This window comes from Sphingosinicella microcystinivorans (assembly GCF_003634215.1).
In the GTDB taxonomy this organism is placed as follows: Bacteria; Pseudomonadota; Alphaproteobacteria; order Sphingomonadales; family Sphingomonadaceae; genus Sphingosinicella; species Sphingosinicella microcystinivorans.
In genome coordinates this window covers 225,231-249,393 of the sequence record NZ_RBWX01000010.1, presented here as the reverse complement: position 1 = coordinate 249,393, position 24,163 = coordinate 225,231, and the positions used below count along the sequence as shown (strand labels likewise).

33 protein-coding genes, 1 tRNA gene and 1 pseudogene are annotated in these 24,163 nt (G+C 63.1%); 21 read left to right on the top strand and 14 right to left on the bottom strand.

Going from position 1 to position 24,163, the window contains the following annotated elements:
• Positions 1 to 87: 87 nt before the first annotated feature.
• From DFR51_RS19420 to DFR51_RS15750, 13 genes are all read left to right on the top strand, one after another.
• Entirely contained in the window at positions 88 to 474 is a 387-nt protein-coding gene (locus DFR51_RS19420; RefSeq protein ID WP_121052974.1) for an antA/AntB antirepressor family protein, read from the top strand.
• Positions 475 to 510: 36 nt separating this feature from the next.
• Positions 511 to 1,071 (top strand): hypothetical protein, encoded by a 561-nt coding sequence (locus tag DFR51_RS15810; protein WP_121052973.1) that lies wholly within the window; start codon positions 511 to 513, stop codon positions 1,069 to 1,071.
• A 622-nt stretch (positions 1,072 to 1,693) separates the two neighbouring features.
• Complete coding sequence (locus tag DFR51_RS15805; protein WP_121052971.1) at positions 1,694 to 2,143, top strand: hypothetical protein; 450 nt, start codon at positions 1,694 to 1,696, stop codon at positions 2,141 to 2,143.
• A 25-nt stretch (positions 2,144 to 2,168) separates the two neighbouring features.
• A complete protein-coding gene (locus tag DFR51_RS15800) occupies positions 2,169 to 2,939 on the top strand; it encodes a hypothetical protein (protein ID WP_121052969.1) in 771 nt (256 codons plus the stop codon).
• Between the two features lie 2 nt (positions 2,940 to 2,941).
• Positions 2,942 to 3,121: a hypothetical protein gene (locus DFR51_RS15795; RefSeq protein ID WP_121047417.1), complete on the top strand. Its 180-nt coding sequence runs from the start codon at positions 2,942 to 2,944 to the stop codon at positions 3,119 to 3,121.
• Between the two features lie 2 nt (positions 3,122 to 3,123).
• Positions 3,124 to 3,615, top strand: coding sequence for a hypothetical protein (locus DFR51_RS15790; RefSeq protein ID WP_121052967.1), 492 nt, complete (start codon positions 3,124 to 3,126; stop codon positions 3,613 to 3,615).
• Entirely contained in the window at positions 3,605 to 4,120 is a 516-nt protein-coding gene (locus DFR51_RS15785; RefSeq protein ID WP_121052965.1) for a hypothetical protein, read from the top strand. The genes DFR51_RS15790 and DFR51_RS15785 overlap by 11 nt, the downstream gene beginning before the upstream one ends.
• On the top strand, positions 4,113 to 4,598 hold the full coding sequence (locus DFR51_RS15780; protein ID WP_121052963.1) for a virion core protein, T7 gp14 family: 486 nt from the start codon (positions 4,113 to 4,115) through the stop codon (positions 4,596 to 4,598). Before DFR51_RS15785 ends, DFR51_RS15780 begins: the two co-directional genes overlap by 8 nt.
• Before the next feature lie 28 nt (positions 4,599 to 4,626).
• Positions 4,627 to 4,890, top strand: coding sequence for a hypothetical protein (locus tag DFR51_RS18855; RefSeq protein ID WP_126494859.1), 264 nt, complete (start codon positions 4,627 to 4,629; stop codon positions 4,888 to 4,890).
• 142 nt (positions 4,891 to 5,032) lie between these two features.
• The gene (locus tag DFR51_RS15770; protein WP_121052959.1) at positions 5,033 to 5,263 is read left to right on the top strand and encodes a hypothetical protein; all 231 of its coding nucleotides are present in this window, start codon (positions 5,033 to 5,035) and stop codon (positions 5,261 to 5,263) included.
• A 10-nt stretch (positions 5,264 to 5,273) separates the two neighbouring features.
• On the top strand, positions 5,274 to 5,471 hold the full coding sequence (locus DFR51_RS15765) for a hypothetical protein (protein WP_121052957.1): 198 nt from the start codon (positions 5,274 to 5,276) through the stop codon (positions 5,469 to 5,471).
• Between the two features lie 798 nt (positions 5,472 to 6,269).
• Positions 6,270 to 6,485 carry a hypothetical protein gene (locus DFR51_RS15755; protein ID WP_121052953.1) on the top strand — a complete coding sequence of 72 codons (216 nt, stop codon included), beginning with the start codon at positions 6,270 to 6,272 and terminating at the stop codon, positions 6,483 to 6,485.
• Positions 6,486 to 6,699: 214 nt separating this feature from the next.
• A complete protein-coding gene (locus DFR51_RS15750; protein WP_121052951.1) occupies positions 6,700 to 7,257 on the top strand; it encodes a recombinase family protein in 558 nt (185 codons plus the stop codon).
• Positions 7,258 to 7,319: 62 nt separating this feature from the next.
• Here the strand turns inward: DFR51_RS15750 and DFR51_RS15745 are convergent, their stop codons facing one another.
• Entirely contained in the window at positions 7,320 to 8,267 is a 948-nt protein-coding gene (locus tag DFR51_RS15745) for a hypothetical protein (protein ID WP_121052950.1), read from the bottom strand.
• Between the two features lie 87 nt (positions 8,268 to 8,354).
• On the opposite strand from DFR51_RS15745, the gene DFR51_RS18850 reads away from it, so the two are divergent.
• Together DFR51_RS18850 and DFR51_RS15740 are read left to right on the top strand one after the other, a co-directional pair.
• A complete protein-coding gene (locus DFR51_RS18850; protein WP_126494861.1) occupies positions 8,355 to 8,681 on the top strand; it encodes a hypothetical protein in 327 nt (108 codons plus the stop codon).
• 12 nt (positions 8,682 to 8,693) lie between these two features.
• Positions 8,694 to 9,194, top strand: a complete 501-nt coding sequence (locus tag DFR51_RS15740) for an SOS response-associated peptidase family protein (RefSeq protein WP_121052948.1) — start codon at positions 8,694 to 8,696, stop codon at positions 9,192 to 9,194.
• On the opposite strand, the gene DFR51_RS19415 is transcribed toward DFR51_RS15740, so the two are convergent.
• The gene (locus DFR51_RS19415; protein WP_243445435.1) at positions 9,184 to 9,477 is read right to left on the bottom strand and encodes a hypothetical protein; all 294 of its coding nucleotides are present in this window, start codon (positions 9,475 to 9,477) and stop codon (positions 9,184 to 9,186) included. The genes DFR51_RS15740 and DFR51_RS19415 overlap by 11 nt on opposite strands.
• Before the next feature lie 72 nt (positions 9,478 to 9,549).
• A pseudogene (locus tag DFR51_RS19620) lies at positions 9,550 to 9,828 on the bottom strand (FRG domain-containing protein); the annotation flags it as partial.
• 95 nt (positions 9,829 to 9,923) lie between these two features.
• Between DFR51_RS19620 and DFR51_RS15730 the strand changes: the two are divergent.
• Positions 9,924 to 10,559: an SOS response-associated peptidase gene (locus DFR51_RS15730; RefSeq protein WP_121052945.1), complete on the top strand. Its 636-nt coding sequence runs from the start codon at positions 9,924 to 9,926 to the stop codon at positions 10,557 to 10,559.
• A gap of 15 nt (positions 10,560 to 10,574) precedes the next feature.
• On the opposite strand, the gene DFR51_RS15725 is transcribed toward DFR51_RS15730, so the two are convergent.
• The gene (locus DFR51_RS15725) at positions 10,575 to 10,931 is read right to left on the bottom strand and encodes a hypothetical protein (protein ID WP_121052943.1); all 357 of its coding nucleotides are present in this window, start codon (positions 10,929 to 10,931) and stop codon (positions 10,575 to 10,577) included.
• Between the two features lie 34 nt (positions 10,932 to 10,965).
• The gene (locus DFR51_RS15720) at positions 10,966 to 11,214 is read right to left on the bottom strand and encodes a thermonuclease family protein (RefSeq protein WP_276330580.1); all 249 of its coding nucleotides are present in this window, start codon (positions 11,212 to 11,214) and stop codon (positions 10,966 to 10,968) included.
• 203 nt (positions 11,215 to 11,417) lie between these two features.
• On the opposite strand from DFR51_RS15720, the gene DFR51_RS15715 reads away from it, so the two are divergent.
• From DFR51_RS15715 to DFR51_RS15705, 3 genes are all read left to right on the top strand, one after another.
• Complete coding sequence (locus tag DFR51_RS15715; RefSeq protein ID WP_121052939.1) at positions 11,418 to 11,606, top strand: DUF6771 family protein; 189 nt, start codon at positions 11,418 to 11,420, stop codon at positions 11,604 to 11,606.
• Between the two features lie 15 nt (positions 11,607 to 11,621).
• The gene (locus DFR51_RS15710; protein ID WP_121052937.1) at positions 11,622 to 11,993 is read left to right on the top strand and encodes a hypothetical protein; all 372 of its coding nucleotides are present in this window, start codon (positions 11,622 to 11,624) and stop codon (positions 11,991 to 11,993) included.
• A 147-nt stretch (positions 11,994 to 12,140) separates the two neighbouring features.
• The gene (locus DFR51_RS15705; protein ID WP_121052936.1) at positions 12,141 to 12,884 is read left to right on the top strand and encodes a hypothetical protein; all 744 of its coding nucleotides are present in this window, start codon (positions 12,141 to 12,143) and stop codon (positions 12,882 to 12,884) included.
• Between the two features lie 121 nt (positions 12,885 to 13,005).
• Here the strand turns inward: DFR51_RS15705 and DFR51_RS15700 are convergent.
• The 6 genes from DFR51_RS15700 to dapA form a co-directional block, all read right to left on the bottom strand.
• A tRNA-Pro gene (locus tag DFR51_RS15700) sits at positions 13,006 to 13,082 on the bottom strand.
• A gap of 46 nt (positions 13,083 to 13,128) precedes the next feature.
• Positions 13,129 to 15,162 carry a M13 family metallopeptidase gene (locus tag DFR51_RS15695; RefSeq protein WP_121052934.1) on the bottom strand — a complete coding sequence of 678 codons (2,034 nt, stop codon included), beginning with the start codon at positions 15,160 to 15,162 and terminating at the stop codon, positions 13,129 to 13,131.
• A 104-nt stretch (positions 15,163 to 15,266) separates the two neighbouring features.
• The gene (locus tag DFR51_RS15690; RefSeq protein ID WP_121052932.1) at positions 15,267 to 15,911 is read right to left on the bottom strand and encodes a sulfite oxidase-like oxidoreductase; all 645 of its coding nucleotides are present in this window, start codon (positions 15,909 to 15,911) and stop codon (positions 15,267 to 15,269) included.
• Positions 15,883 to 16,458 carry a DUF2062 domain-containing protein gene (locus tag DFR51_RS15685; RefSeq protein ID WP_121052930.1) on the bottom strand — a complete coding sequence of 192 codons (576 nt, stop codon included), beginning with the start codon at positions 16,456 to 16,458 and terminating at the stop codon, positions 15,883 to 15,885. The genes DFR51_RS15690 and DFR51_RS15685 overlap by 29 nt, the downstream gene beginning before the upstream one ends.
• A gap of 10 nt (positions 16,459 to 16,468) precedes the next feature.
• On the bottom strand, positions 16,469 to 16,954 hold the full coding sequence (smpB, locus tag DFR51_RS15680; protein ID WP_121052928.1) for an SsrA-binding protein SmpB: 486 nt from the start codon (positions 16,952 to 16,954) through the stop codon (positions 16,469 to 16,471).
• Positions 16,954 to 17,835, bottom strand: a complete 882-nt coding sequence (gene dapA / locus DFR51_RS15675) for a 4-hydroxy-tetrahydrodipicolinate synthase (RefSeq protein ID WP_121052926.1) — start codon at positions 17,833 to 17,835, stop codon at positions 16,954 to 16,956. Before dapA ends, smpB begins: the two co-directional genes overlap by 1 nt.
• Positions 17,836 to 17,936: 101 nt before the next feature.
• Between dapA and DFR51_RS15670 the strand changes: the two genes are divergently transcribed.
• Both DFR51_RS15670 and DFR51_RS15665 read left to right on the top strand, forming a co-directional pair.
• Positions 17,937 to 19,994: a lytic transglycosylase domain-containing protein gene (locus DFR51_RS15670; protein WP_126494864.1), complete on the top strand. Its 2,058-nt coding sequence runs from the start codon at positions 17,937 to 17,939 to the stop codon at positions 19,992 to 19,994.
• A gap of 4 nt (positions 19,995 to 19,998) precedes the next feature.
• On the top strand, positions 19,999 to 20,481 hold the full coding sequence (locus DFR51_RS15665) for a GreA/GreB family elongation factor (protein ID WP_121052922.1): 483 nt from the start codon (positions 19,999 to 20,001) through the stop codon (positions 20,479 to 20,481).
• Here DFR51_RS15665 and DFR51_RS15660 read toward each other — a convergent pair.
• The 3 genes from DFR51_RS15660 to aspS all read right to left on the bottom strand — a co-directional run bounded on the left by DFR51_RS15660 (position 20,475) and on the right by aspS (position 24,148).
• Complete coding sequence (locus DFR51_RS15660; RefSeq protein WP_126494866.1) at positions 20,475 to 21,491, bottom strand: hypothetical protein; 1,017 nt, start codon at positions 21,489 to 21,491, stop codon at positions 20,475 to 20,477. The two genes, DFR51_RS15665 and DFR51_RS15660, sit on opposite strands and share 7 nt — an antisense overlap.
• Positions 21,492 to 21,561: 70 nt before the next feature.
• The gene (locus DFR51_RS15655) at positions 21,562 to 22,356 is read right to left on the bottom strand and encodes a polyphosphate kinase 2 family protein (protein ID WP_121052918.1); all 795 of its coding nucleotides are present in this window, start codon (positions 22,354 to 22,356) and stop codon (positions 21,562 to 21,564) included.
• A 4-nt stretch (positions 22,357 to 22,360) separates the two neighbouring features.
• Positions 22,361 to 24,148 (bottom strand): aspartate--tRNA ligase, encoded by a 1,788-nt coding sequence (aspS, locus tag DFR51_RS15650; RefSeq protein ID WP_121052916.1) that lies wholly within the window; start codon positions 24,146 to 24,148, stop codon positions 22,361 to 22,363.
• Positions 24,149 to 24,163 lie beyond the last annotated feature (15 nt).

Sequence of the window (24,163 nt, the reverse complement as noted above, 5' to 3'; positions counted from 1 at the left end):
ATCGCCTGCGGCGTGGATTTGCACATGGATGTGCAAAAGGGTCGGGACGGTTGATCCCTCGGCGTCACCTCAACAGCACCTTAGGCCATAACTAACGGTCATAAGGACGACCCGCCGGGGCACCGGAGGACCGGCCGAAAGATCGGCCAAAGGCCGCACCACCGCGCAGCGCTCCCTCCAGTCGAACATGAGGGGCAACCTCGGTTCGACGCCCGGTCCCTTCATGCGTGGCTGGGGAACAAGCACGGCTTCGTGAAGTGGTTCAAGCTACGGGTCGAACAGTACGGCTTCGAAGCTGGAACGGACTTTTGGGCACAGCAGCCCAAAATTAACCCCGGCCGGGGACGCCCCCGCACCGACTACCTGCTCTCCCGCGACATGGCGAAGGAGCTGGCGATGGTCGAGAACAATGAGATTGGGCGGAAGACGCGGCAAATGCAGCAATCTCTGAAGAAGTGCCATCTAACTAATTGAAATACATACGATGCCGTCGATTACCCCGCATTCCCGGTGGAAGAACCGCCAAAACTGAACATCAAGCGGGAGATTTTTATGCAGGTTCACGAAACGCAGGCGAACGTCATTGCCGTCAACATCGAAGCTCAAAGCCGACCGTACTCGGCGCACTCCGGCTCGGCATGGGCCACGCCACTCGAAACCGCCCGAACCGACGCCGGGCTCAGCCGACAAGAGCTGAAGGCGCTCCGATCAAGGATTGATGTGGTCCGCAAGGACGACGGCGTTGAATACGTCGGAGTTGGAGATACCTTATTGCTGCTGTGTCATGGCCCTAACGGTGCGTCGGTTGTGCGGTGGCTCTGCGGCATAGTCTTGCCGACAATCGCATCCGACGGGGAGTATTACATGCCAGACAGCACGGCCGGTGCGGAGGTCATGGGTTCACCAGATTGGGCGTCGCTTCCACTGGACTCACTCATGGCATCCGATGACTGGAAAGCCATCCTCTTGAACGAACGAGAGCTGCCTAACGCAGACCAAATTCGTCGATGGATTTTCGACGACGTTCTCCCGCGTCTCGCAATGTCCAAGGGCTACGCGCTGGCAGCATAACGGGTGCGGCGGGAGCGGTTTGAGCTGCTCCCGCCCGCCCCCCCCCCCCCCGCGCGCTTGCTGATGCGCTGGACCGGCGGGCAAAGACGGGCCGATTGGCACCGAAATGGCGACGGCAAGAGCACGGGAAGAAACGGCGGTTTCCTGCGGGTTTCAGGTGGGGAGGTCCGCATACCCCAATTAGCCCGCACTCTCGGTGAAAGAAACGCGCGCGGGCCTGCACGCGCGGCCTCGGCCCGACCGACCGAACGGCTGCGCCGGGAAGACATCACCGACCGGGTGGGCATGGTCAGACAGAAAAATTTTCGATGGACTCTTGAAGTTCGACAGACCGCTCCCACACACGCGCGTCCTTAGGTTTATCTATATATGCTCCTTCTCCTACTCCTTCTCAGGTTCCTTCTACAGACATTCGGAAAGACCTCATTGAAGGAGGGAAGAGGGTTAGGAGTGGTCTAACCTAGAGCCCTCTTTCGGTCTCACCTCAACCCAACTTCAGTTCCCCTAAGGCGACCTCCCGCTGTCTATCGACGCGGTGACGGACCCTTTGCAGCGGGCCGTCGGTGCCCCCTCCCGCTGGCCGATGGCCCGCTGCACCCCATTCCATCCGAAAGGAGCGCCGATGCGTGCCGTATCGGCCATCCCCTTCCATGTGTCTCACGCGGTGGCCGCCGCTGCGGACGTGTCTATGGGCACCGTCCTTGCGCTGTCAGCCTCCCACGGTCGTGCCGACGCACGCTCATGGCTACCCGAGCTTGCCGCCTCAACGCCGCTGGTGCTGTCCTACGTCCACGGCGGCGCGCCGCTGGCCATTGCCGGTCTCGATGTCGGCAAACCCGAGGGCATCCTCTGGCTTGCCCTCACGAACGCTTACGACCGCTTCCCGGTCATCGACACCGACCCCCTTCTCGGTCTCCTCGCCGCCACGGCACGGCAGTGCCCCGAGGGCGTGTGTCTGACTGCTCACCGATCATCGGAAAGCCACGCCCGGCTTGCCCGGTGCATGGGCTTCACCCTGAAGCCGCACAACCCCGACCGCCCCAAGGCGGTTGTCTACCAATGGCGCCCCTGAAGCGCTCATCAAGAGGAAATGCCCAATGACTGACACGACGACGGCCACGGCGCCATCGGCGGCGGAAGGTGCTGCCGACGCAGCCCTGCGCGCCGAAATCCAGAATTTCGACATCATCAGCGACACCAACTCGTTCGGCTGGGAAGAGAAGGACAACAACGGCAAGACGCAGTCCTTCGGCTGGGATGCGACCGTGAACGACAGCACCGCCGCAATCCTTGCCAACCCGCCGCTCAGCACATTCTCGCCGACCGACCGTGAAGCGATCTTAGCCCGCGCCAAGGAGTTCGGCGGCGGGGAGAAGGCCGAACAGCGCGCCATCGCCGAGATGATGACCAAGCGCGCCGTCAACGCACGCCTGATGGCGGGACCGGGTCCGGGCGCGAACCCGTATCAGATCGAGGTGTTCCAGCTCGCTCGCGACAAGTACGAGATTGAACTCCAGATGGACAAGGTGGAGGCGGAGCTTCAAGCCATCAGCTCCCATCGCACCGAGTACGATCCCGTCACGGGCAAGCCGAAAGCCGTGCCGGTGTTCAAGCTGGAAGGCGAGCAACGCCGACAGTGGGAGGCGAAACTCCTCCGCCTTGGCGAACACCTCGCGGCACTCACGGGAACCGAAGGCGAAAGCCGTCTACAGCGCGCCCTCGACGCGGCGGTCGCCGAGCGGAAAGCAGCCGCCGACCGCATCGACATGCGGCGCGAAGCTGGTGCCCGCGCCGATGCGATGGTGCGCGAGGAAGAGGTTGAGCGGATGGCCAAGGCCTTGGCCGCGAAGAAGCGGGTGCAGGTCTAATCATGCGCCGCCAGCCCCAGTGGTATCGCAGCTATCCCAAGCGGCCATCCGCCGACCCGTACAACCCGAATAGCCCGTCCTACGCCGAGCGCAGCCGCGCCCACGAGACCACCACGCCCACCGGCATGACCGTGGTCAGCATGGGCGGCCCCATCGACATCGTCACCGACGAGAAGGAATAGCCGTGGCAGACATCACAATCCGAGACGTGCTCGATTGCGAGCCCGCCGAAGTCAATTCCTGGCTTGCCCAAATCGCTGACAACCTTTGCGCTGCCGATCAGCGCGGGCTGGCTTCGATCAGTCCCGCCGTTCCGGCCGTGCTTGGGGAGACCTTCCGGTCCTCGCTGTTCACCTATGTGGCGTTCGTCGCTGGGAGGCCCGTTGCCGTGTTTGGCGTCCTTCCGGGCGACCAGCCACTTGCGGGCAAGGTGTGGCTTGTCGGTGCGAAGTGGTTTGCACGGAACGCCGACGGCATCGCCGCCGAAGCGGGCCGCATCTTTGGCGACCTGCTTCGAACGCACTACGGCTTCCTCGGCAACGTCTTTGACCGGCGCAACCCGGCCACTGTGCGTTTCTTCAAGGCTGCGGGCTTCACCCGCCGCGCGGTCATCCCGAGCGCGCCCGGCACCTGCGTGCAGCTCTATGCCCGGCTCTCCGAGCCCGATGGCGATTGAGACCGTCAGCGGAATTGACGTGGTGGACCTCCGCCACGTCGATCCGGGCAAAGTCGCGGGGTGGCTTGACCACCTCGCCGACAACCTGCGGGGCTCCGACGCCGCCGAGGTGAAAGCCTCCTCGGGCATCGCCCCCCGCGACTGTCTGCACCTCTCGTTCCGCATGTCGTCGCACGCCTATGCGGTCCTCGACTCCTCGGGGGAACCCGTCGCCATCTTTGGCGCGGTCCCGCATCCCGTCCCCGGCATCGGGATTGTCTGGATGCTCGGGACCGAAGGCATAAAGCGGAACGCCGCCGCCATCGCGCGGCAGACCCGCCCCCGCCTCGACGACCTCAACCGGGCCTACCTCACCCTCTGGAACTACGTGGACGCCCGGAACGCCCTGTCGCTCCGCTGGCTGCGCTGGGGCGGCTTCGACTGCCTCGCGGAGAACCGCACGCACGGCGTGGAGCGCAGGCCCTTCCATATCTACGCTCGAACAAGGAAACCCGGCCATGTGTGACCCGGTATCAATCGGCGTCACGGCGCTGGCCGTGGCGACCTCCACCGCGCAAGTCGTCTCGCAGGCCAAGGCCGCTAAGGCGCAGACCAAGGCAATCCTCAATCAGCGTGAAGTCATGCTGGAGGAAAACCGCCGCGCCGCATCCGCCGAGCTGTTCGACCGCTCGCGCGAGGCCCGCCGCGAGGCCGCCCGCATCCGCACCGCCGCAGGCGAGGCCGGGCTGTCCCTGACATCCGGTTCGGTGGAGGCGATGCTGATGGACAGCGCCATGCAGCAAGAGCTTGCGGGGGATCGGACGCTTGCGAACTACGAGAGCCGCAACCGCGCCACGAACGCGGAAGCCGAGAGCATGTTGTCTCACGTCCAGAAGCCCACGGCGCTTGGCGCCGGGCTCACAATCGCGGGCTCCGCAGCCGAGGCGTACATCGGATCGCCGAGCGGCAAGAAGCTCTCACGGAAATACATCGACCGGGCCTAGCCCGCCCGCCAATTCCCGAAAGGTAGCCATGACCAAAGCCACCCCGACGACCCGCCGTTGCACCCGCTGCAAAGTCGAGAAGCCGCTAGACGCCTTTGCGGGCGACCGTTCGCGCCCCTTGGGCAAGATGTATATCTGCCGTGTTTGCGACGGCCAGCGCCACGCCCAAAGGTGGCACCTGCAATTCTGGACGCCCGAGCGGCTTGCCGAACGTGAGCGCCACATTGCCGAAGTCGATGCTCGGCTCCGCGCCCTCGGCGTCGAGCCGCCGCCCCGCTTGGCGGCTGCCTGAGGCCACCCCGAAAACCCCTTCAGAAAAGCCAAAAAACACCTCTCGGCCACCTCCCCGGTACTTCCATACCCCCGAGGCCCCTTTCGGTGTCTGGCGGTCCATTCTGACAGGGTTTTCCCGGTGAAATAGACCAAGGAAACGAATGCCTAACCCCACCACCCGTAGCGAGGCGATCAGCGCCAAATGCCGGGATTGTATTTACGACCCCGGCGCTGCCGGGACATGGCGACAGCAGGTCGCCGGCTGCGAAAGCGGCAACTGCCCGCTGTTCGACTTCCGGCCGTTCCCGCCCAAGCGAAAGCTGACCTCGGCGGACCTTCAGAAGCTCCGAGGGGGCACTGAGGGACACGGCGGGGCGTTGCAGGCTGACTGAAGGAAAACCGATGCTTACCCAAGAACCCACACCCGTTTACCGCACCGAGACGCTCGGCACGACCACGTTCCGAACGAACATCGCGGCGCTGGAGCCGGTCACGCCGGATGAACTCGCAGCGCCCAACGCACCGCGCACCACGACGCACAATCCCATTCCGGGCAAGTCGCTGTCAGCCGTGACGTACCACGAGCCGCTGCCAGACTAAGGCGGGCCGGGAGTAGAGCCGAAAGCGGACCTGAGGGGGTCCGATGGTTTCTGCCGGGAGTTATCGCAAGCGCAGGGGCATGAGCGTGCCCACATAGTCATCCCACTCGCCCACCCTCAGCTCTATTTGGATCACCGGATCACCGCGTAGGCAATCGACAACACGGCCGATTCCGTCGTCCTGCGGTAGCAGCATATGAGTGGGAATATGGGTCGGTTCTACAAGATACACGCCCCGGGTAGCTCCGCAGCGCAACGTCGCCATTATCAGATGGGCTTCGGAGCGAGGAACAACGACGGTACTGGGTCCGAAATCATGACTCCAGCGCTCCTGTATGACCGGAGCCTCAAACAGGGCAATGTACGGAAGCGGCTCCGGCTTCGGGGCCAACATCCTGCTCGCCCCATAGGCCACATGCACCAGCACAAGGGCGCCCGCCACGCAGATAAGTGTGAACCGCAAGGATCGCTTCTGCCTGCCCCGTATCATGGCCGCACAGTTTCACGGGAGACCAGCCGAAGCAATACGGAGGGGCCAATGGTTTCGGCGAAAAATTCCGTGGGTGCATATACGCTGAACCGTCAGCGCCGTTCCCCCCGTAGGGGTGCCCTCTGGCGCTCCGCCGGTGAACCTCGGGGTTCATCCTCTTGACCGAGGTTTCCGGCGGAGCGCTATGGCGGCAGGGGGGTGGCGTATGTTGAAGGGGGCATAGTTCGATTAAACGAAGTATTTCTTTGTTTACAACGGCTTAGATCGTGTTATGTGGTGTGCCCTCAACGCTAATCGAGGGCAGACCCCATGACATTCCAGCTTTCTCAGGCCGACCCGCTTCTCGCCAGTGTTCGCGACGTAGCGCAGCGCAATGCGGCGTTCTTCGACCGTGTCACGCGGCGCACCCGCCCGGCATGGCTATCGCCGCTTGCGGAGGCGGGAGATGACAATTCGCACGCCGCCACAGTCGCGGCATCGGTCGCACGCACAGCGGCGTTCTTCGCTCGCCCTGCCGTCGCCTAGCGGCCGGGCCACCCGAACACACCATCGGTTCTCTTTCGGTCCCCTTCCTTCGCCGAAAGCGCGCCGGTGGTGTGCCCTGCGGGGCGTGTTCCATTTGGGTAAACCCTAGCGAGGCGTCTCGGCGCCCCTGCAATTTTGTCTCAATAGGGTTGACTTCGAATTTCTGAGACAGCTATGCGTAAAGGTCTAGACCCTACTGAGACGGATAAATGCCATGCTGATCGGATACGCCCGCGTAAGTTCCACCGGCCAAAGCCTTGACGTGCAGACGGAGGCGCTAACGGCTGCCGGGTGCGAGAAGCTGTTTGCCGAGAAGCGCAGCGGCACCACGACGGACGGGCGGCAGGCACTCGCCGATGCCCTCGACTATGCCCGCGAGGGGGATACTCTCGTCGTCACCCGCCTTGACCGGCTCGCCCGGTCCATCACGGACCTGCGGCAGATTGTGGACACCCTCACGGCCAAGGGCGCATCCTTCCGTTGCCTGCAACAGGGCTCAATCGACACCTCACGTTCCGACGGCAAGCTGTTGCTGAACATTCTCGCCAGCTTCGCCGAGTTCGAGGCCGACATTCGGCGGGAACGCCAGCGGGAGGGCATCGACAAGGCCAAGGCAGCGGGTGTGTATAAGGGCCGCCCGGCTGCCATCGACCCCGCCAAGGTCCGCGCCCTCAGTGCCGGGGGCATGGGTGCAAGCCAAATTGCCAAGGAACTCGGGATCGGCCGCGCGAGCGTCTACAGGGCGCTTGGGGAAGACCGAAGGGGCCGTTGAGGAGGACTGCGGGGGACCGGGTCAGTCCAATTTTCCTTCCGCTCTCCCCTGCTTTTTTCGTTTTAGTCGGCCTTGTTGCCCGACCGCTGCGCGAGCCCGAACATTCCCATTTCACCTGCCGCCATAGTTGCGGCGGCTTCTATGGGCATCCCCAGAACGACCGCGCAAATTCCCAGCGTTCCCCAACCAAGCGCTGAGCCGATGCCGATTACGGCGCGGTTAGCCACAAGGAGTTTTCGGTTCTCCTCGGATAGACTGAAAGTAACCCCAAGGCGCGCCCTCAGCCGCCCCATAGCGCTATCAAGAGACTTTCCGCGCTCCACCGCGTCCAGCAGCTCCGTTAGAGCATCCCGCAGTGCCCTCAAGGCCGCCGCCTGTTCGTCTTGAAGCGGCTCCGGGGGATTGTTGTGAAGCGATTGAGCCCGCCTCTCGGCGATAAATGCGTCGATTGCGATTAGGGCATCGGGCACAAGGCTGCGCGCGACTTCCGCCTGCTCGGCGGGTGTGCGTCTGCCGGTCCAAGACGATGCGATTATGCGCGGCCTCAGTTGAGCAAGCTCCGGCGTGCCCAGTTCGGGAACGCCTGCGCTAAGCGCCTCAGCGGCAATCGCCGTGATTTCTGAACCGGAGTGCCGGTGCACCGCAGGTTCAATATGAACCCCCGCCCATTCCCTAGACTTCTTGAGGATGTCCTGAACCGTATTCTCCAAAGCCGCCTGAAGGTAGGCCAGCCTTTGCGCTTCATTCAGGCCGGGACTGGAGATCAGTTCGACGACACCTTCGATATGGGAGGCATCCCGGATGAATGGCGGGAGCAGCGCCCACAACACCGCGTCCGCCTTCATGTCGTCGCGGACTTCATAATACCGTTCGTTGGCGTCGCCGGGCCGTTCGGGCCACTTCGCAATCGCGCCGGATAGAATATCGGCGATGCGCTGCACCCACTTGATGCGTGTTTCGTCTGTCACCATGCCCCGAATCGTCCCCGCCCCTACCTGCCGGACGATCATCGAACAGCGCGCCGGGCTTGTCCATTTGTTCCATTTATGTTCTCATCCGCTCATGCGCCGACTCACCGAAACCCCACGGCTCCCTCAGTGCCCCCTTCAGCTTCCCCTCAGTCACGCCGCGAACTCGCCAACCCCATCCGCGACCTGTTCGACGCGGCCGTCCGTCACTACACCGTCAAGCTCACCTGCACCCGCTGCCGCCATCAGCGCATCTTTGACCCCCACGCCCTCTGGTATCACTTCCACAGGCGCGGCCGTCCCGACTGGCTCCCCGATGTCCGCGAGAAGTGCCGCTGTACGTCCTGCGGGGCGCGGCGGCCGACGCTGGACCTTGTCCGTGAGCTGCCGACCGATGAGACCCTGCCGATGCCGAGCGAGACGGTATGGAAGAAGGAGCTACGGCGGCGGCGTTGACGGGGGCGCCGAATGACCGCTGCGGTACACAAAAGGGCACCCTCGGAGCGCTGGAGGGACGGTCCCGGAAAGCGCGCGCAGATTGTCGTGTGGGAGGACGGGGCCGCGCGGCAACGTCGATGCAAATGGGGGCTGGCACCGAGGGAGCCCTACGGAGACCCCATAAGTCTCCTGCGCTCCGAAGGGCGCACCATCGTGAACCCCTGCCTCATCATCGCGTCGGAGTTCGAGGTGGAAGCGGGCATGGGCTCCCGCCGCAAGCGATACTCCGTCCGGCTGGTGACGGATGAGCCGTTCTTTTGCTTCGCTGGCATGTGGCGCCCGGCGACGGATGAATGGCCCGAGGCGTTCGCCGCGCTGACGACTGAGGCGGGTCCTGATGTGGCACCGTATAAGGACCGACAGTTGGCCGTGGTGCGCCCGGAGGATTGGGAGGACTGGTTAAGGCAGCGGAGGACGGTTGCGGAGATACTGAGACCGTTCCCGAAGGGGAGCTTTGATATCAGTACGTAGCGCCCACGCGCTGACTGGCTATCTCTTCTTTGAAGCGTGCGACCAGCTTTGTTATATCAAAGTGAAGGCGCTCCCCCGAAAAGCCCAACTTCTCCAGCGCCGCCAATGTCGCAACTTTATCAGCCGCTTTTACCGTGAAAATGCGTTCCGCCGTCAAAGTCTGAAAATCGCTGGGGGTGTGCAGGCTTAGCAGGCTGTCTTGCGCGGTAGAGCGGACATTTCGGCCAACAGCATTAATCAGGAGTGGCCTTTCCCGAACAGGTTTGAAGACTTCAATCATCATGGTGTCGTCCACCTCGTCAAATACTGTTCGACGTGACCACCAGACGCATCCGTCTCGCTTACGGTTCTTTCGGTCATCACACGCAAAAAACAGGGCGACGAGAGGGCCGGTTGTCCAATCTAGTAAGGGCGTCGCGAGGCCGTAATGCTGTGCGAGTATGAGCCACTCTACGTCATCAGTGGGCAGTGGTGAAGCAAACCTGCTCGCGCGTCGTTTCCAATCACCGAGACGTGTAAGATGCTTAATGCCATAGCTTTTTGGTCGGAATATCGAAGGGATCAGCGCCCAATTCTCGTCAGCCTGCCCCCGATAGATGGCGTTCTTTCGCCCTCTCGTGGCTAGTACTTCCATGAAGTCGCGAATAACGCCCCAGCCCCTTTGTAACATCTATCCCCCTCCCCAATGGCGACCATTGTTGCCGGTCGGAAGCATGATACGCTAGCGCAATGTGCAACCTCTACACCCTCAACGTGAGCGCCGCCGACATCGCCGACGCCTTCAAGGCTCGGATGCCGACCGCCTTCAATGCCGCGCAAGGCGACGTGTATCCCGGCGCCCCCGGCATGGTGGTGCGCGAGGCGGACGGCGGGCGCGTGGTACAGGCGATGACGTGGGGCTTTCCGCTCCCGCAAAAGAGCAAGAAAACCGGCCTGCCGATCAAACCCAAGCCGGTGAACAACATTGCCGACCTGTCCAGCTTCATGTGGCGCCATATCGCGCACCGTCCAGAACACCGCTGCCTGATCCCGCTGACCAGCTTTGCCGAGGCTGAAGGCGAGCAAGGCGCCAAGACGCGGACGTGGTTTCGGGTGAAGGGCCAGCCGGTGTTCGCGTGGGCGGGCATGTGGAAGGACAGCGACGAGTGGGGCGCGGTCTATTCGGGGCTGATGACCGATTGCAACGCGGCGGTCGCGCCGGTGCATCATCGTATGCCGGTCCTATTGCTTGCCGATGAGTGGGAGCGCTGGCTGCACGGCTCGCTGGAAGACGTGCGGGGCTTTCAGGACCGGACCTTTCCGGCCGAACTCACCGAGATTGAGCGGACGGCGGAGCCGTGGTTACGGCGCACGTCGGCAGCATAGGGGTTTCTGCCCAGCCTATTTCTTTTCGGTGTCCCGTTTAACGTCTCGTAGCCATGAGCAAAACGAGAGCAAGGCCACCAAGTATGCCAAAACTAGAAGGCAAATTGCCTTGGCAAAGCGGGTCGAAGCCACGTCTTGAATAACAGCCACCTGCTCCGCTCCCTTTAGCAGAGCGGCGGCACTCTCCATGCCTTGTGCATGGAAGTGCAGCGCAATCAGCACGGGGGTGAAAAGGATGAGCGAGGTAACGAGAAGCCAGCGAGAGAGCACCTTTTGAACAGCAGGCTCTTTAAGCGCGAGCGAAATCATCCCGCCCCCGACGGCTAGGGCAGCGGCAGCGGATATTCCAACAATTTGAAGCGTATCCCCCATCACGCCAACATGCCCCCGAAGTTGCCCAAGTCAATCACCTGTAGCGGCGTGCCATCCCGGCCCGCAACATCGCCTTGTTGAGGTCGACCCCGTCCGACACGCAGCGCGCCAGCACCCGGCCGTAAGTGTCCCGCCCTGTCACCGTGCAGCGCACTTCGCCGCGCGTCAGCGACCGCAGCAAGTCCCTCGACGTCACCGCACGGCCCTCATGGCAATCCGAACGCGCCCTTCGGCCATCCTTGCAACGGGGACTGTCGGCCATCTCAGGAGCATCAATGCCCACCAGCCGGACCCGTTCGCCCTGGCATCGCAGGCTGTCCCCGTCGTGGACCGAAGGAGCGATGCAAGAGAGGATGAGGGCAGCGGCGAACACGGCGGAACTTTCGGGGGCTATCGGTGAACCTTCAGGGCCTCCACCTACTCCGCCCGTCGCGCCTTCGATAGAGGGCCGTTGCAAGAATGTTCCGCTTATGTTCTCTTTGGCCCATGTCCCGAATCGATCCCACCGAACTCGCCACGCTACTCCTCACCGCGCCCCTCGGTGCCCGCATCGGGCTCTCAACGCACAGCGAAGGTGCCCGGAAGGATGCCGCGAAGGCGCTAGCCGAAAGTGTCGTGCGGCGGCTGGACGGCGTGCCCGAGGTAGACCGAAACCAACTTCGGTTGCCCATCTAGCTCACCGTCGGCGCCATGCCGTTCACCCGCGAACAGATGATCTACAAGGCCGTCGTGGCGCTGGACGAGGCTATCGGCGAATACACCGGCGAGAAGCCCCGGCCGACGTTCGCGCTGCGGTTCTGCCTCGCGTACCTGTTCAGCCAGAGTGACGGCAACCGGCTGCCCTACGATGAGTTCTGGAAGTACCTCAGCTACGAGGGGCATAGCGGTTACGATGTGGACGCGGCGCGCTACGTTCAGGGCACGCGGCTGCGCGGGTGCCGGAACGCCATCATGCGAAGCGTGGGAATGGGAGAGACGCCCGAGGTGTTTGAGGCGGTCGCGAGGGGGCACCGAAGGAAGCGGGAGGCGGCGTTGGCGCCAGACGGTCAATTTCGCCCGTAAAACCCTGCCGAAATGAGGCAAGGACGAACGAAACGCGGCGTCAGGTAGTCCTACCTACCCCGAGGGCTCCTCGCGTGTTCTTGCGGCGTTTTGAGGGGGTGTTTTGACAGTGCCGTGATGGCTTCGGGGGCGTTATGGTAAGAAGCTATGACGAGACCTCATGATCGCTGGCGAGCGTCGCTCGAAGGCCACCGTTTCGATATCCAAGCACTCGGGGAGGAACTGGGCAGAGAGGTGCGGTGGACGCAGTACGGCACCGACGCCAAGCCGCACCCCTTCCTATCAATGATCGGTGCAATCAATGCGTCGGGACATATGGACGGTCGCGCGCAGACCCGCGCATTCCTCAAAGACGCCAATACGTCCCTCGCTATTGCTATACCCTCGTATCAGCCGGTTCATCTTGGCCCCTATTTCGAAGAGCTGTCAGAAACCGGCGGGTCTCTAGGAATTAGCGCCACAATCGAACCTCAAACTGCTGTTGTTCGAGCCCGCGCAGGAAAGGTTCAAATTACCGTCAACGGCCAAGCGCCTATTCGTGTGCCCAGTCTGACTGAGCGCATTCTAGAGTTACGAGCAAAGGACGATGATTTTGACGCCGCTTGCGCTGTATTTGGTAGCGCCGGAGATGACTACCGCTTGTTGTACGTTGCGCTCGAATACATCCGCAATTCGGTCATGCCCGATGGTGACAACCGAAAAAAGTGGGAAGCATTAGCGGCAACTGGCTGGGTGGAGCCCGAGCGCCTAAAGCATTTCAAGGAAACCGCCCATACCTACCGCCACGCCCTACCAAAGCTGCCGCAAGAATTGGAAATTCGCGAAGCCAAGGAAATGCTACGGCAGCTAATCCGCGCGCTTGTGCAAGACCGCGCACGCACGACCGACTAGCGGAGAGGACCCGACACTGACGCACGCGCCCTTGATGCCGGGGAAAAGTGCCCAAAAAAGGTGCCCAAGAAATTTTGGGCACCACCGCTTAACGCTCTGAAAATAAACAATAAAAATGAGTTGGTCGGGGAGACAGGATTCGAACCTGCGACCCTCTGCTCCCAAAGCAGATGCGCTACCAGGCTGCGCTACTCCCCGACGCCGGAAGCCGTCCATGGCTGGACGGCTTCCCCGCGTCAAGGATTTACCAGATGCGGATGCGTTGATCTTCAGGCAGGTAGAGCTTCTGGCCGGGCTTCGCGCCGAACGCCGGATACCAGGCATCGAGGTTGCGCACGGCCGTCGGTCGCCAGTTGCCGGGCGTGTGCGGGTCTGTCGCGAGTTGCTGCTGGAGCTGGGCGTCGCGATATTTCTGCCGCCATATCTGCGAGTATCCCAGGAAGAAGCGTTGATCGCCGGTGAAGCCGCCCAGCACCGGCGCAGCCTTGCCGCCGAGCGACGCCTTGTAGGCATCGTAGGCGACGGTGAGCCCCGCGATGTCGGCGATGTTCTCGCCAAGCGTGAGTTCCCCGTTGATGTGCGCGCCGGGAAGCGGCTCGTAGGCGCCGTACTGCGCAACCACTTGGTCCGTGTAGACCTTGAAACGCTTCACGTCTTCGGGCGTCCACCAGTCGGCAAGCTTGCCGGTGGGGTCGTACTTGCGGCCCTGATCGTCGAAGTGGTGGGTGATCTCATGGCCGATCACCGCACCGATCCCGCCGTAATTCACCGCGGGGTCGGCATTCGGGTCAAAGAAAGGCGGCTGCAGGATCGCCGCGGGAAACACCACCTCGTTCATCGTCGGGTTCGCGTAGGCGTTCACCGTCTGCGGAGTCATGAACCATTCGTCGCGATCGATGGGCTTGCCGAGTTTGGCGAGATTGCGATCATATTCAAATACCGCGGCACGCTTCGCATTGCCGACGGCATCGCCTGGCACGATATTGAGAGCGGAATAGTCGACCCACTTCACAGGATAGCCGATCTTGGGCTTGAAAGCCGCGAGCTTGGCACGCGCCTTCACCTTGGTTTCAGGGGTCATCCATGCAAGGTTTGCAATCCGCGCGTCCATTGCCGCGATGAGGTTACGGACCAGCTCGTCCGCCTGCGCCTTCGCTTCCGGCGTGAAGTATTTGGCAACGTAAAGTTTGCCCACCGCCTCGCCGAGCGCGTTGTTCACCGCATCGACGCCTCTTTTCCAGCGTGGCTGGATCTCGGGCGTGCCAGACAGTGTCGTCCCCTCGAAAGCGAAGTTCTCGTCCACAAACGCCTTGGGCAGAAGCGGCGCGGCGTCCTTCAGCGTCTTGAAGGTCAACCAGTCCCGAAGCGTGGCCACATCGGCCTCGCCGATGATCTTCGCCATACCCGCGAAGCTGCTCGGCTGGTTCACGATATATTCGTTCTGACTGCCGAGCCCGGCGGCAGTGAAGAAGGCGTTCCAGTCAAAACCGGGCGCTTTTGCGGTGAAGTCCGCCTTCGTCCACTTGTTATAAGTCTTGTCGGAGTCGCGACTGTCGACAACTGTCCAATGCACCTCTGCGAACTTGTGTTCGAGGTCGTAGATGGAAGCAGCCTTCTTCGCCGCATCAGCAGCAGGTGTGCCCGCAAGCATGAATATGCGTGCAATGTGCGTCTTATACGCCTCCCGCGCCTCTACATAGGCCGGCTTGTCGACGAGATAGTAGTCCCGGTCCGGCAGGCCAATGCCGCCCTGCACGAAGACCGGTATATAATGGTCCGGCGCCTTCTCGTCCTGATTGACATAATAGACGAACGGCGACGGACCGTAGCTGCGCAGGGCAGCGCCAAGGGCAGCGGCAAATGCGTGTTCGGATTTGATCGCCGCCACTGCATCGAGATCGGCCTTGATCGGTGCCAGGCCTTTCGCCTCGATCGCCGCTTCGTCGAGGAAGCTTGCGTAATAGTCGCCGACTTTCTGCCCGGTGGAGCCCGGCCCGTCGTGACTGGCGGCGGCGGTCTGAATGATCTCGCGCGTTCGTTCCTGGCTAAGGTCGCGCAGCTTCGTGAACATGCCGTAGTTCGAACGGTCCGCCGGAATTTCGAGCTGACGCAGATATGTGCCGCCGCCGTAGCCAAGGAAGTCGTCGCCAGGCGCAATGCTGCGGTCCATGCCTGCTTCGTCGAAACCCCAAGGCGCAATCTCGGGCGTGTCAGCAGCGATCGCAGGCGCAGCGAGAAGCGCCGCCGCCGAGGCAGCGCAAAGGAAAATGATCTTCATGATTGGCAGTCCCTGAAACGGATGAGCATGCCGGAAGCCTATCCTGCGCGCGCGCACGTGCGATGCTGCCATTCGATGAACAGCCGACTCCGTTATACGAACGTTTAACTGTAGCGCTGTTCCAGCCAGGGATCGCCAAGATTGTGATAGCCGCGAACCTCCCAAAAGCCCGGCTTGTCTTCTAGGGAGAACGTGATGCGTTTCACCCACTTGGGGCTCTTCCAGAAATAGTAGCGCGGAATCACCAGCCGCGCCGGGCCACCATGTTCACGACTGATCGGCGCGCCGTCGTGCGTGTGCGCGACGAGGCAGTCCTCTTCGAGGAAATGCGCGTATTCGACATTCGTCGTGTAACCGTCATAGCTGGTGAAGAGCACGTGCTTCACCCCGCCGAGCGGCTTCACAATATCGGCGATATGGCGTGTCGACACGCCGTTCCAGCGATTGTCGTAGCGAGACCACTGCGTCACGCAGTGGATGTCGGAGACATCCTCCACCTGCGGCTGTGCGAGGAACGCGTCCCAATCCCACGTCACGGGGTTTTCGACAGCACCGTCGATTACAAGCTGCCAGTCCGCCTTCGGCACATCAGGTTGAATGCCGAGGTCCAGCACGGGCCAGTTTTCGACAAGCCGCTGCCCCGGGGGCAGGCGGTCGACGCCGTGTTCGGCGGTCTTGCCCGTCAGCAGGCGACCGGCTCGCGCCCACGCCTTCTTGGTTTCAACCAGCTTTTCCCGGAACTCGCCCATCACCGTCTCCCGTCCGCCGCGCTTCCCGCTTCCGGCGGGCTTCCATCCGCTGGTGAATCCACAGGCGCCATATACCATGAATGCCGAGGTAGCCGATCACCGCGCCGAACGTCGCGATAATGAACAGGCCGATCGCAAGCGGCAGCGGCGCGTTCGTCACCACCACCATCAGGTCTTCTGCCCAATGATCGGCGGTCATGTTCGCCAGCAGGCCACCGTCCTGCCGGTTCAGAACCCACACGCCGATCTGGTACGCCCCGATGGCGATGAAGGGTGTGGTCAGCGGATTCGAGATGAAGGTGACAAACGCCGCAACAGGCAGGTTCGCGCGGCACGGCACGGCGAAGAGTGCCGCGGCGGGCGCCTGCGCGAAGGGGATTGAGAGCCCGAAGAACATGCCGAGCGCCACGCCCCGCGCCACCGACTTACGGTTGAAATGCCAGATGACCGGATTGCCGATGGTGTTGGCGAACGGCCGAATCCAGCGGTTTTCCAGCATCGCCTCTCGCGAGGGGCGCTTTTCCTTCAGCCACTTGATGAGCCGCATTCAAAAAACCCTAACCGCGATCCCGGAGGATGCGTGCCTGATCGCGCTTCCAGTCCCGGTCGCGCTCTGTCGCCCGCTTGTCGTGCAGCTTCTTGCCTTTGGCGAGCGCCAGTTCGACCTTCGCACGACCCCGTTCGTTGAAATATATGGAGAGCGGCACCAATGTCATCCCTTGCCGGGAGACGGCGCCGTGCAGCTTGGCGATTTCGCGGCTGTGCAGCAGCAGCTTGCGAGGGCGCCGCGGCTCGTGGTTGAAGCGGTTGCCATGGCTGAATTCGGGGATATTGGCGTTGATGAGCCACACCTCCTCGCCGTTCACCTCGGCATAGGACTCCGCGATCGTACCCTCGCCGAAGCGCAGCGATTTCACCTCGGTGCCGGTCAGCGCGATACCGGCCTCGAACACGTCTTCTATCGCATATTCGTAGCGGGCCTTGCGGTTTTCAGCGACGGTCTTGACCTTGCTGAAGCTGCCTGCCCGTTGCGGGCGCACCATCAGCAGATCCCGGCATGGGCCATCGCAGCATCCACAATGCGCCGCGCGGCCTCTCCGGCCGGAACCATCGGCAAACGCAGCTCTTCGCGCAGCTTGCCGAGCTTCGAAAGCGCATATTTCGCGGGTCCGGGGCTTGCGTCCGAGAAGAGACCCGCGTGCAACGGAAACAGCCGGTCCTGAAGCGCAAGCGCATCGTTCCAGCGGTTTTCGCGGCAGGCGGTCTGGAATTCGGCGCACAGGCGCGGGGCGACGTTCGCCGTCACCGAGATGCAGCCCTGCCCGCCCGAAGCCATGATGCCGAGCGTCATGTCGTCGTTGCCCGAAAGCTGGATGAAGTCCGTGCCGCAGGAAAGGCGCTGCTCCGAAATGCGCTGAAGCACACCCGTCGCATCCTTGACGCCGACAATGTTCGGAATCTCGGAAAGCCGCTTCATCGTTGCAGGCGCGATGTCGACGACGCTGCGTCCGGGAATGTTGTAGAGGATGATCGGCAGGCTGGTCGCCTCGGCCACCGCCTTGAAGTGCTGATAGAGGCCTTCCTGACTGGGCCTGTTGTAATAGGGGCTGACAACGAGCGCCGCATCCGCACCCGCCTTCTCGGCATGGCGGACGTGCGAAACCGCGCACGCCGTGTCGTTGGACCCGCAGCCCGCGATCACCGGGACGCGACCGGCGGCCGCCTTTATGCAGGCCGCGATCACGGCATTGTGCTCGTCGATGGTCATGGTCGCCGATTCGCCGGTGGTGCCGCAAGGCACAAGGCCGGTGCTGCCTTCGGCGATCTGCCACTCCACAAAAGTCTCGAAGGTGGCAAAATCTACCGATCCGTCGCGGAACGGGGTGACAAGTGCTGGAATAGAACCGTAGAATCTCGCTGTCATGCTACTCTCGCCCGTTGCCTCCTCGCGCGCCGCTGATGCACCCTTGCACGCGTCGTCCGCAGTCGGCCTCTTTGTGGCGTCATAGGAGGCTCTGAAAGTCTGTGTCCAGTGTTACCAGCGTTCTTCTGCGATTTGCCCTGCTTTCGGCGGCGGCACTTGCCGCACCACCTGCTTCGGCTCAGTCCCGCGGCGACGCGGATACGTTGAAGGCGGCGCTGGAAGCGCAGGCCCGCGGCGAGTTCCGCCCCATCTCGGCGATGGGCATAAGCGGTTCGTCGACCGTGCAAAAGCTGCTGGTGTGGGATCGGTTGCGGCGTACGGAATACGCGGCCACATTCTCCGAATTTTCGGAATTCCTGCGCACCAACCCAGACTGGCCCGGCGCCGACGATCTGCGCCGCCGCGCCGAGGGGACGATCACCGACACGACGCCGATGGCCGCGCGCCTCTCCTTCTTCCGCGCTCTGCCGCCGCTTTCGGGCATCGGCCGCTTCCGTCACGCCGAAGCCCTGATGGCGGCAGGCATGACCAACGCGGCCAATACGGAAGCGAAGCAGGCTTGGCGTATCGGCGGTATCGGCCCCGCGCTTGAAAACCAGTTCCTTGCGGCGTTCGGCGGCATCCTCAGCCGCGACGACCATGTGTTCCGCATGGATCGGCTGCTCTGGCAGCGCGATCTCGCAACCGCGACGCGGATGCTCCCTTTCCTTGCGGGCAACGACCGCACGCTCGCTGAAGCCCGCATCGCGCTCCAGCGGGCGACAGCGGCAAGGGGCTCAGCCGCGGCGGCCGCAGCGGTGGATGCAAATCTGGCGCTCGGCAAGCTCGGCACGGGCTTTGAAAATGATCCCGGACTTGTTGCAGACCGAAGCGCCTTCCTGCGCGCCAGCGGCAACAGCCTTGCCGCCCGGCAGCTTCTTGCACGCGCAGCCATCGCCCCCGGCAGCGCGGGAGACCGCAACGCCTGGATGGTCGAGGTTTTGGCGGCGGCGCGCGGCGCGGTGAACGACAATCAGAACAGCCTCGCCTTCGAGATCGCCCACAATCACGGCGGCTTCGCATTTGACCGGCCGCTGACCAGCTACAACGCAGCCGAGCGTGACACCTTCACAAGCCTTGAATGGCTGGCAGGGTGGACAGCGCTCCACAAGCTGAACCGTGCGCGCGAAGCGGTCCGCCACTTCGAGAACTTTGCCGCCGCGGCGGCGTTCGCGGGCACGCGCTCGCGCGGGCATTACTGGGCGGGGCGCGCGGCTGAAGCGGCTGGGCTTACCATCGACGCCAATCGCAATCTCGAAACCGCCGCACGCTTCCCCCTCACCTTCTATGGCCAGCTCGCTGCCGAGCGACTGAACCGGCCGCTCACCCTTCCGGCGGCAACCGACCCTGCCGTGCCGACACCCGAGCGTCAGGCGTTCGCGGCGGACGACCGCGTCGCGGCTGCCCGCCTGCTTGGCATGACCGGTGACCGGGCGAAGCAGACATTGTTCCTGAAAACGCTCGCGGACGGCGCGAAGACCTCTGCACGCGAATACCTGGTCAGCGAATTGTCCCAGCAGCTTGGTCGGCAGGACTATGCACTCATCGCAAGTCGGGGCGAACTGGTCGATGGACCGCCCGCGATCCTGCGTTTTGCGTATCCGCAGCTGCCTGTCGGCGGTGTGCTGACGAGCAACTGGACGATGATCCACGCGATCACCCGCCAGGAAAGCCGCTTTGATCCTACCGCCGTCAGCCGTGCCGGCGCGCGCGGCCTGATGCAGCTGATGCCCGGCACGGCGCGGGAGACCGCGGGCAAGATGGGCACGAGCTATCGCCCCGAGGCGCTCACCGGCGATCCGAACTACAACGTCCAGCTCGGATCGACCTACTACCTCAATCTCGTCGATCAGTGGGGCGGCAACCACATGCTCGCGATCGCCTCCTACAACGCCGGTGCGGGCAATGTCCGGAAGTGGATCGCCGCAAACGGCGACCCCCGCCTGCCCAGCGTCGATGCCGTGCGCTGGGTGGAAGACATCCCGTTCACGGAAACGCGCGGCTATGTGCGCGCCGTGCTGGAGAATGCCGTGGTGTACGATCGGCTCAATCCAACCCGCGCGGGGCAGCCCTCCACCAACACGCTCTCGGCGTGGATGGGCAAGAACCGTCCCGGTTGAGCCGATGGGCGATACCCCCAACTACATTACGCCAGCAGGCATGAAGTCGCTCATCGAGGCACACCGCGCGCTCTTCGAGGTGGAGCGGCCTAAGATCGTTGAAATCGTCTCGTGGGCGGCGGGGAATGGCGACCGCTCCGAAAACGGCGACTATCTCTATGGCCGCAAGCGGCTGCGCGAGATTGACCGTGAGCTGACGCGTATTTCGAAGCGACTGAAAAACGCCCGCGTCATCGATCCGGCAAAGCAGCCAGACAAGTCGCGCGTATTCTTCGGCGCCACCGTCACCGTCGCGGATGAAGACGACCGGCAGCGCACGATCACAATCGTGGGGGAAGATGAGACGGATACGCCCCGCGGCCACATTTCATGGCGGGCGCCGCTCGCCACGGCGCTGAAGGGCGCGGCGATCGGAGACCTCAGAAGCGTCCGCCTGCCGGGGGGCGTGCAGGAGCTTGAGGTCGTCGCGATCGCCTACCCTCAATAGTTGAAGCTGTAGCGGTACTCGTCGCGCAGCTCTTCAACACCGAACCGTATCTCCCTGTCGTTCAGATAACCGTCGCGATCACGGTCTGCGAGCCGGGCGAACTCGCGGTTGGCGCGCCGAGCCTCGTCCTTCGAAAGCTGGCCGTTGCGGTTGCGATCGAAGTTCCACATCACCCAGTGCTTCGCAGCCGGATCTTGCCTGAGCCAGGGATCAAGCACCGCCCACCCGCTTCCATATTGCGAACCGTAGAAGCCGTAGCCGGGGCGATACCAGGAGCCATAGTCGTAGTGACCGTAATAGCGGTTATCGAAGTAGAACGCGCTCGAACCCCACCAGTGCGGACGGTAACGATAGTTGGGGCTGGGGCGCACGATCACAACCGGGCGTCGATTGTGATCGCGCCAGCGGTCACGATCCCTGTCGCGGTTGCGGTCGTGGTCTCGCCAGCGATCACGATCGTGATCGCGGTCCCAGTTGCGGTCGCGCCAGTCGTCCTTGCGATCGCGGTCGCGGTTCCGATCCCAGTTGCGGCTATCGTTCCTGTCGCGGTTCCGGTCCCAGTTGCCGCTATCGTTCCTGTCACGGTTTCGGTCCCAGTTGCGGCTATCGTTCCTGTCACGGTTCCGGTCCCAATCCCGGCGATCACCGTCGCGGCCGTCTCGGTCGCGATTGTTCCAGTCGCGGCCCGGATTGCGGTTTTTATCACCATAGCGCTGATCATCGCGACCGATCACGCCGTTCATGCGCTGCTGCACGGTCTCCGCCTGCCGCGTTTCCAAACGCGGTTGGCGGGGTTCAGGTGTCTCGATCCTGCGAACCTGATCGCGTTCAGGCGGTGCGACCCGCTGCGGCCTTGCCTCCGGCGCACGCTGCGCCTCGCGATTGACCTGCATTCCGCGTTCACGCTGCGGGCGAGGCCCGTCACGGTCGCGGTCCTGTGCCATCGCCGGACCGGCCAGGATCGCCGCAACCAGCGTACCCGCCAACAAACCTGTCTTATAAACACGCATTTTGAGCACTCCTGACCCAAGTGTCAGGGAGATTGCGACTCGCTCGTTGAACCGCGGCTGAAGGCCGACGTTAGCCGAGGTTCAGCTTCTTGCCGAACGCGGCCTTCGCCAGCCTCACGATATCGGGCGAAAGCGCCGGGGGCGAAAGGTCGAGCCCATCCGCAAGCCGATCCGCCACCAGGTTCAGCGCCGTGATGCGCGCCGTCTTCTTGTGCTCGCCGTCGATGATCGTCCACGGCGCATGGGCCGTATGCGTACGGGCAAACATGTCTTCGGCCGCTTCGACATAGGCATCTCGCTTCATCCGGTTGCGGAAGTCCTCGGCCGACACTTTCCAGCGCTTCTCGGGCGTCTCCAGCCGCTCGACCAGTCGCTCGTCCTGTTCCTTCTGGCTCACCGTGAAGAACAGCTTGATGATGATGGTGCCATCATCGGCGAGCGTCTTCTCGAAGGCATTGATCTCGTCATAGGCGCGGCGCCATTCGGCTTCGGTTGCGAAACCCTCGACACGTTCCACGAGGACGCGCCCGTACCAGGTGCGATCGAAGATGTTCACTTCGCCCTGAGCGGGCAACTTCTGCCAGAAGCGCCAGAGATAGTGGTGCGCCTTTTCTTCGGCGTCCGGCGCCTTGATCGGCTGCACATCGAAGAATCGCGGGTCCCACGGCGCGGTCAACCGCTGGATGAAGCCGCCCTTGCCCGCTGCGTCGAGGCCTTCGACCGCGACGATAGCGCGGCGGCTGCGGCCGATGCAGCTCGCCTGCACCGCTGCGAGCCGCTCCTGAACCGTCTTCAGCGCCGCCTCATAGTCCCCGTTCGAGACTTTTTCGAACTTCGGCAGGCGGTGCAGCGACGGCGCTTTCATCGGCTTACCCCGCCTTCGGCTTCGGCAGGTCGAGCTTGATCGAAAGCTCCTTCAGCTGCCGGTCGGAGACGCTGGCCGGGGCGTTCATCATCAGATCCTCGGCCTTCTGGTTCATCGGGAACAGCACCACTTCGCGGAGGTTCGGCTCGTCCGCGAGCAGCATGACGATGCGGTCCACGCCCGGCGCGGAACCGCCGTGCGGCGGCGCGCCGAACTTGAAGGCGTTGATCATGCCCGAGAAGTTCGTGTCGACCTGTTCCTGGCTGTAACCGGCGATCTCGAACGCCTTGTACATGATCTCGGGCTTGTGGTTCCGGATCGCGCCCGAAGACAGCTCGATGCCGTTGCAGACGATGTCGTACTGCCACGCGAGGATTTCGAGCGGGTTCTTGGTCTCCAGCGCCTCAAGCTCGCCCTGCGGCATCGAGAACGGGTTGTGCGAGAAGATGACCTGCTTGGCCTCCTCGTCGTACTCGAACATCGGAAAATCGACGATCCAGCAGAACTTGAAGGCGCCTTCTTCGATAAGGCCGAGATCTTCGCCAACCTTGGTCCGCGCCTTGCCCGCGAGCTTCGCCGCATCGGCTTCCTTGCCGGCCGCGAAGAACACGCCGTCGTCCGGGCCGAGGCCGAGCGCCGCGATCAGCTTCGCGGTGGCTTCCTCACCGTGGTTCTTGGCGATCGGGCCTGCAGGCACGCCGTCCTTGATGTTGATGTAGCCGAGCCCCGCGAAACCTTCGCTCCGCGCCCAGTCGTTCATGTCGTCGAAGAACTTCCGGCTACGCTCGCCCGCCTTCGGCGCGGGGATGGCGCGCACGAAGTTTCCACCTTCCACCATCTTCGCGAAGATCCCGAACCCCGAACCCCTGAAGTGCTCGGTTACATCGACTATTTCGATCGGGTTCCGAAGGTCCGGCTTGTCGTTGCCATACTTCAGCATCGACTCGCGGTAAGGAATGCGCGGAAACGAACCCGCCGGCGTCACTGACTTCCCGTTCGCGAACTCCTCGAACACCCCCGCGAGCACAGGCTCGATCGCGTTGAACACGTCGTCCTGCGTCACGAAGCTCATCTCGAAGTCGAGCTGGTAGAACTCGCCCGGGCTCCGGTCGGCGCGAGCGTCCTCATCGCGGAAGCAGGGCGCGATCTGGAAATAACGGTCGAAGCCCGCGACCATCAGCAGCTGCTTGAACATCTGCGGCGCCTGCGGCAACGCATAGAATTTGCCCGGGTGCATCCGGCTCGGCACCAGGAAGTCCCGCGCGCCTTCGGGTGACGAAGCGGTCAGGATCGGCGTCTGGAACTCGGTGAAGCCCTGATCGATCATGCGGCGGCGCAGCGACGCGATGACGTTGGAGCGCAGCACGATGTTGCGGTGCAGACGGTCGCGGCGCAGGTCGAGATAGCGGTACTTGAGGCGGATATCCTCTGGGTACTCAGTATCACCCGCCACCGGCATCGGCAGCTCGGAGGCGGCGGACTGCACGGAAACCTCGGCTGCCCACAGCTCGATCTCGCCGGTCGGCAGGTTCGGGTTTACGGTCGCGTCCGAACGCGCGACGACCTTGCCGGTCACAGTGAGCACGCTCTCGGCCCGCGCGCCGTCCAGCACCGGAAACGCCGGAGAATCGGTATCACAAACGACCTGCGTGAGCCCATAATGGTCGCGAAGATCGACAAACAGCAGCCCGCCGTGGTCCCGCTTCCGGTGGACCCAGCCCGAGATGCGGGCGGTATTGCCAACATCGGACTTGCGAAGGGCGCTGCAATGGTGCGTACGATAGACGTGCATTCTCACTCGATTCCG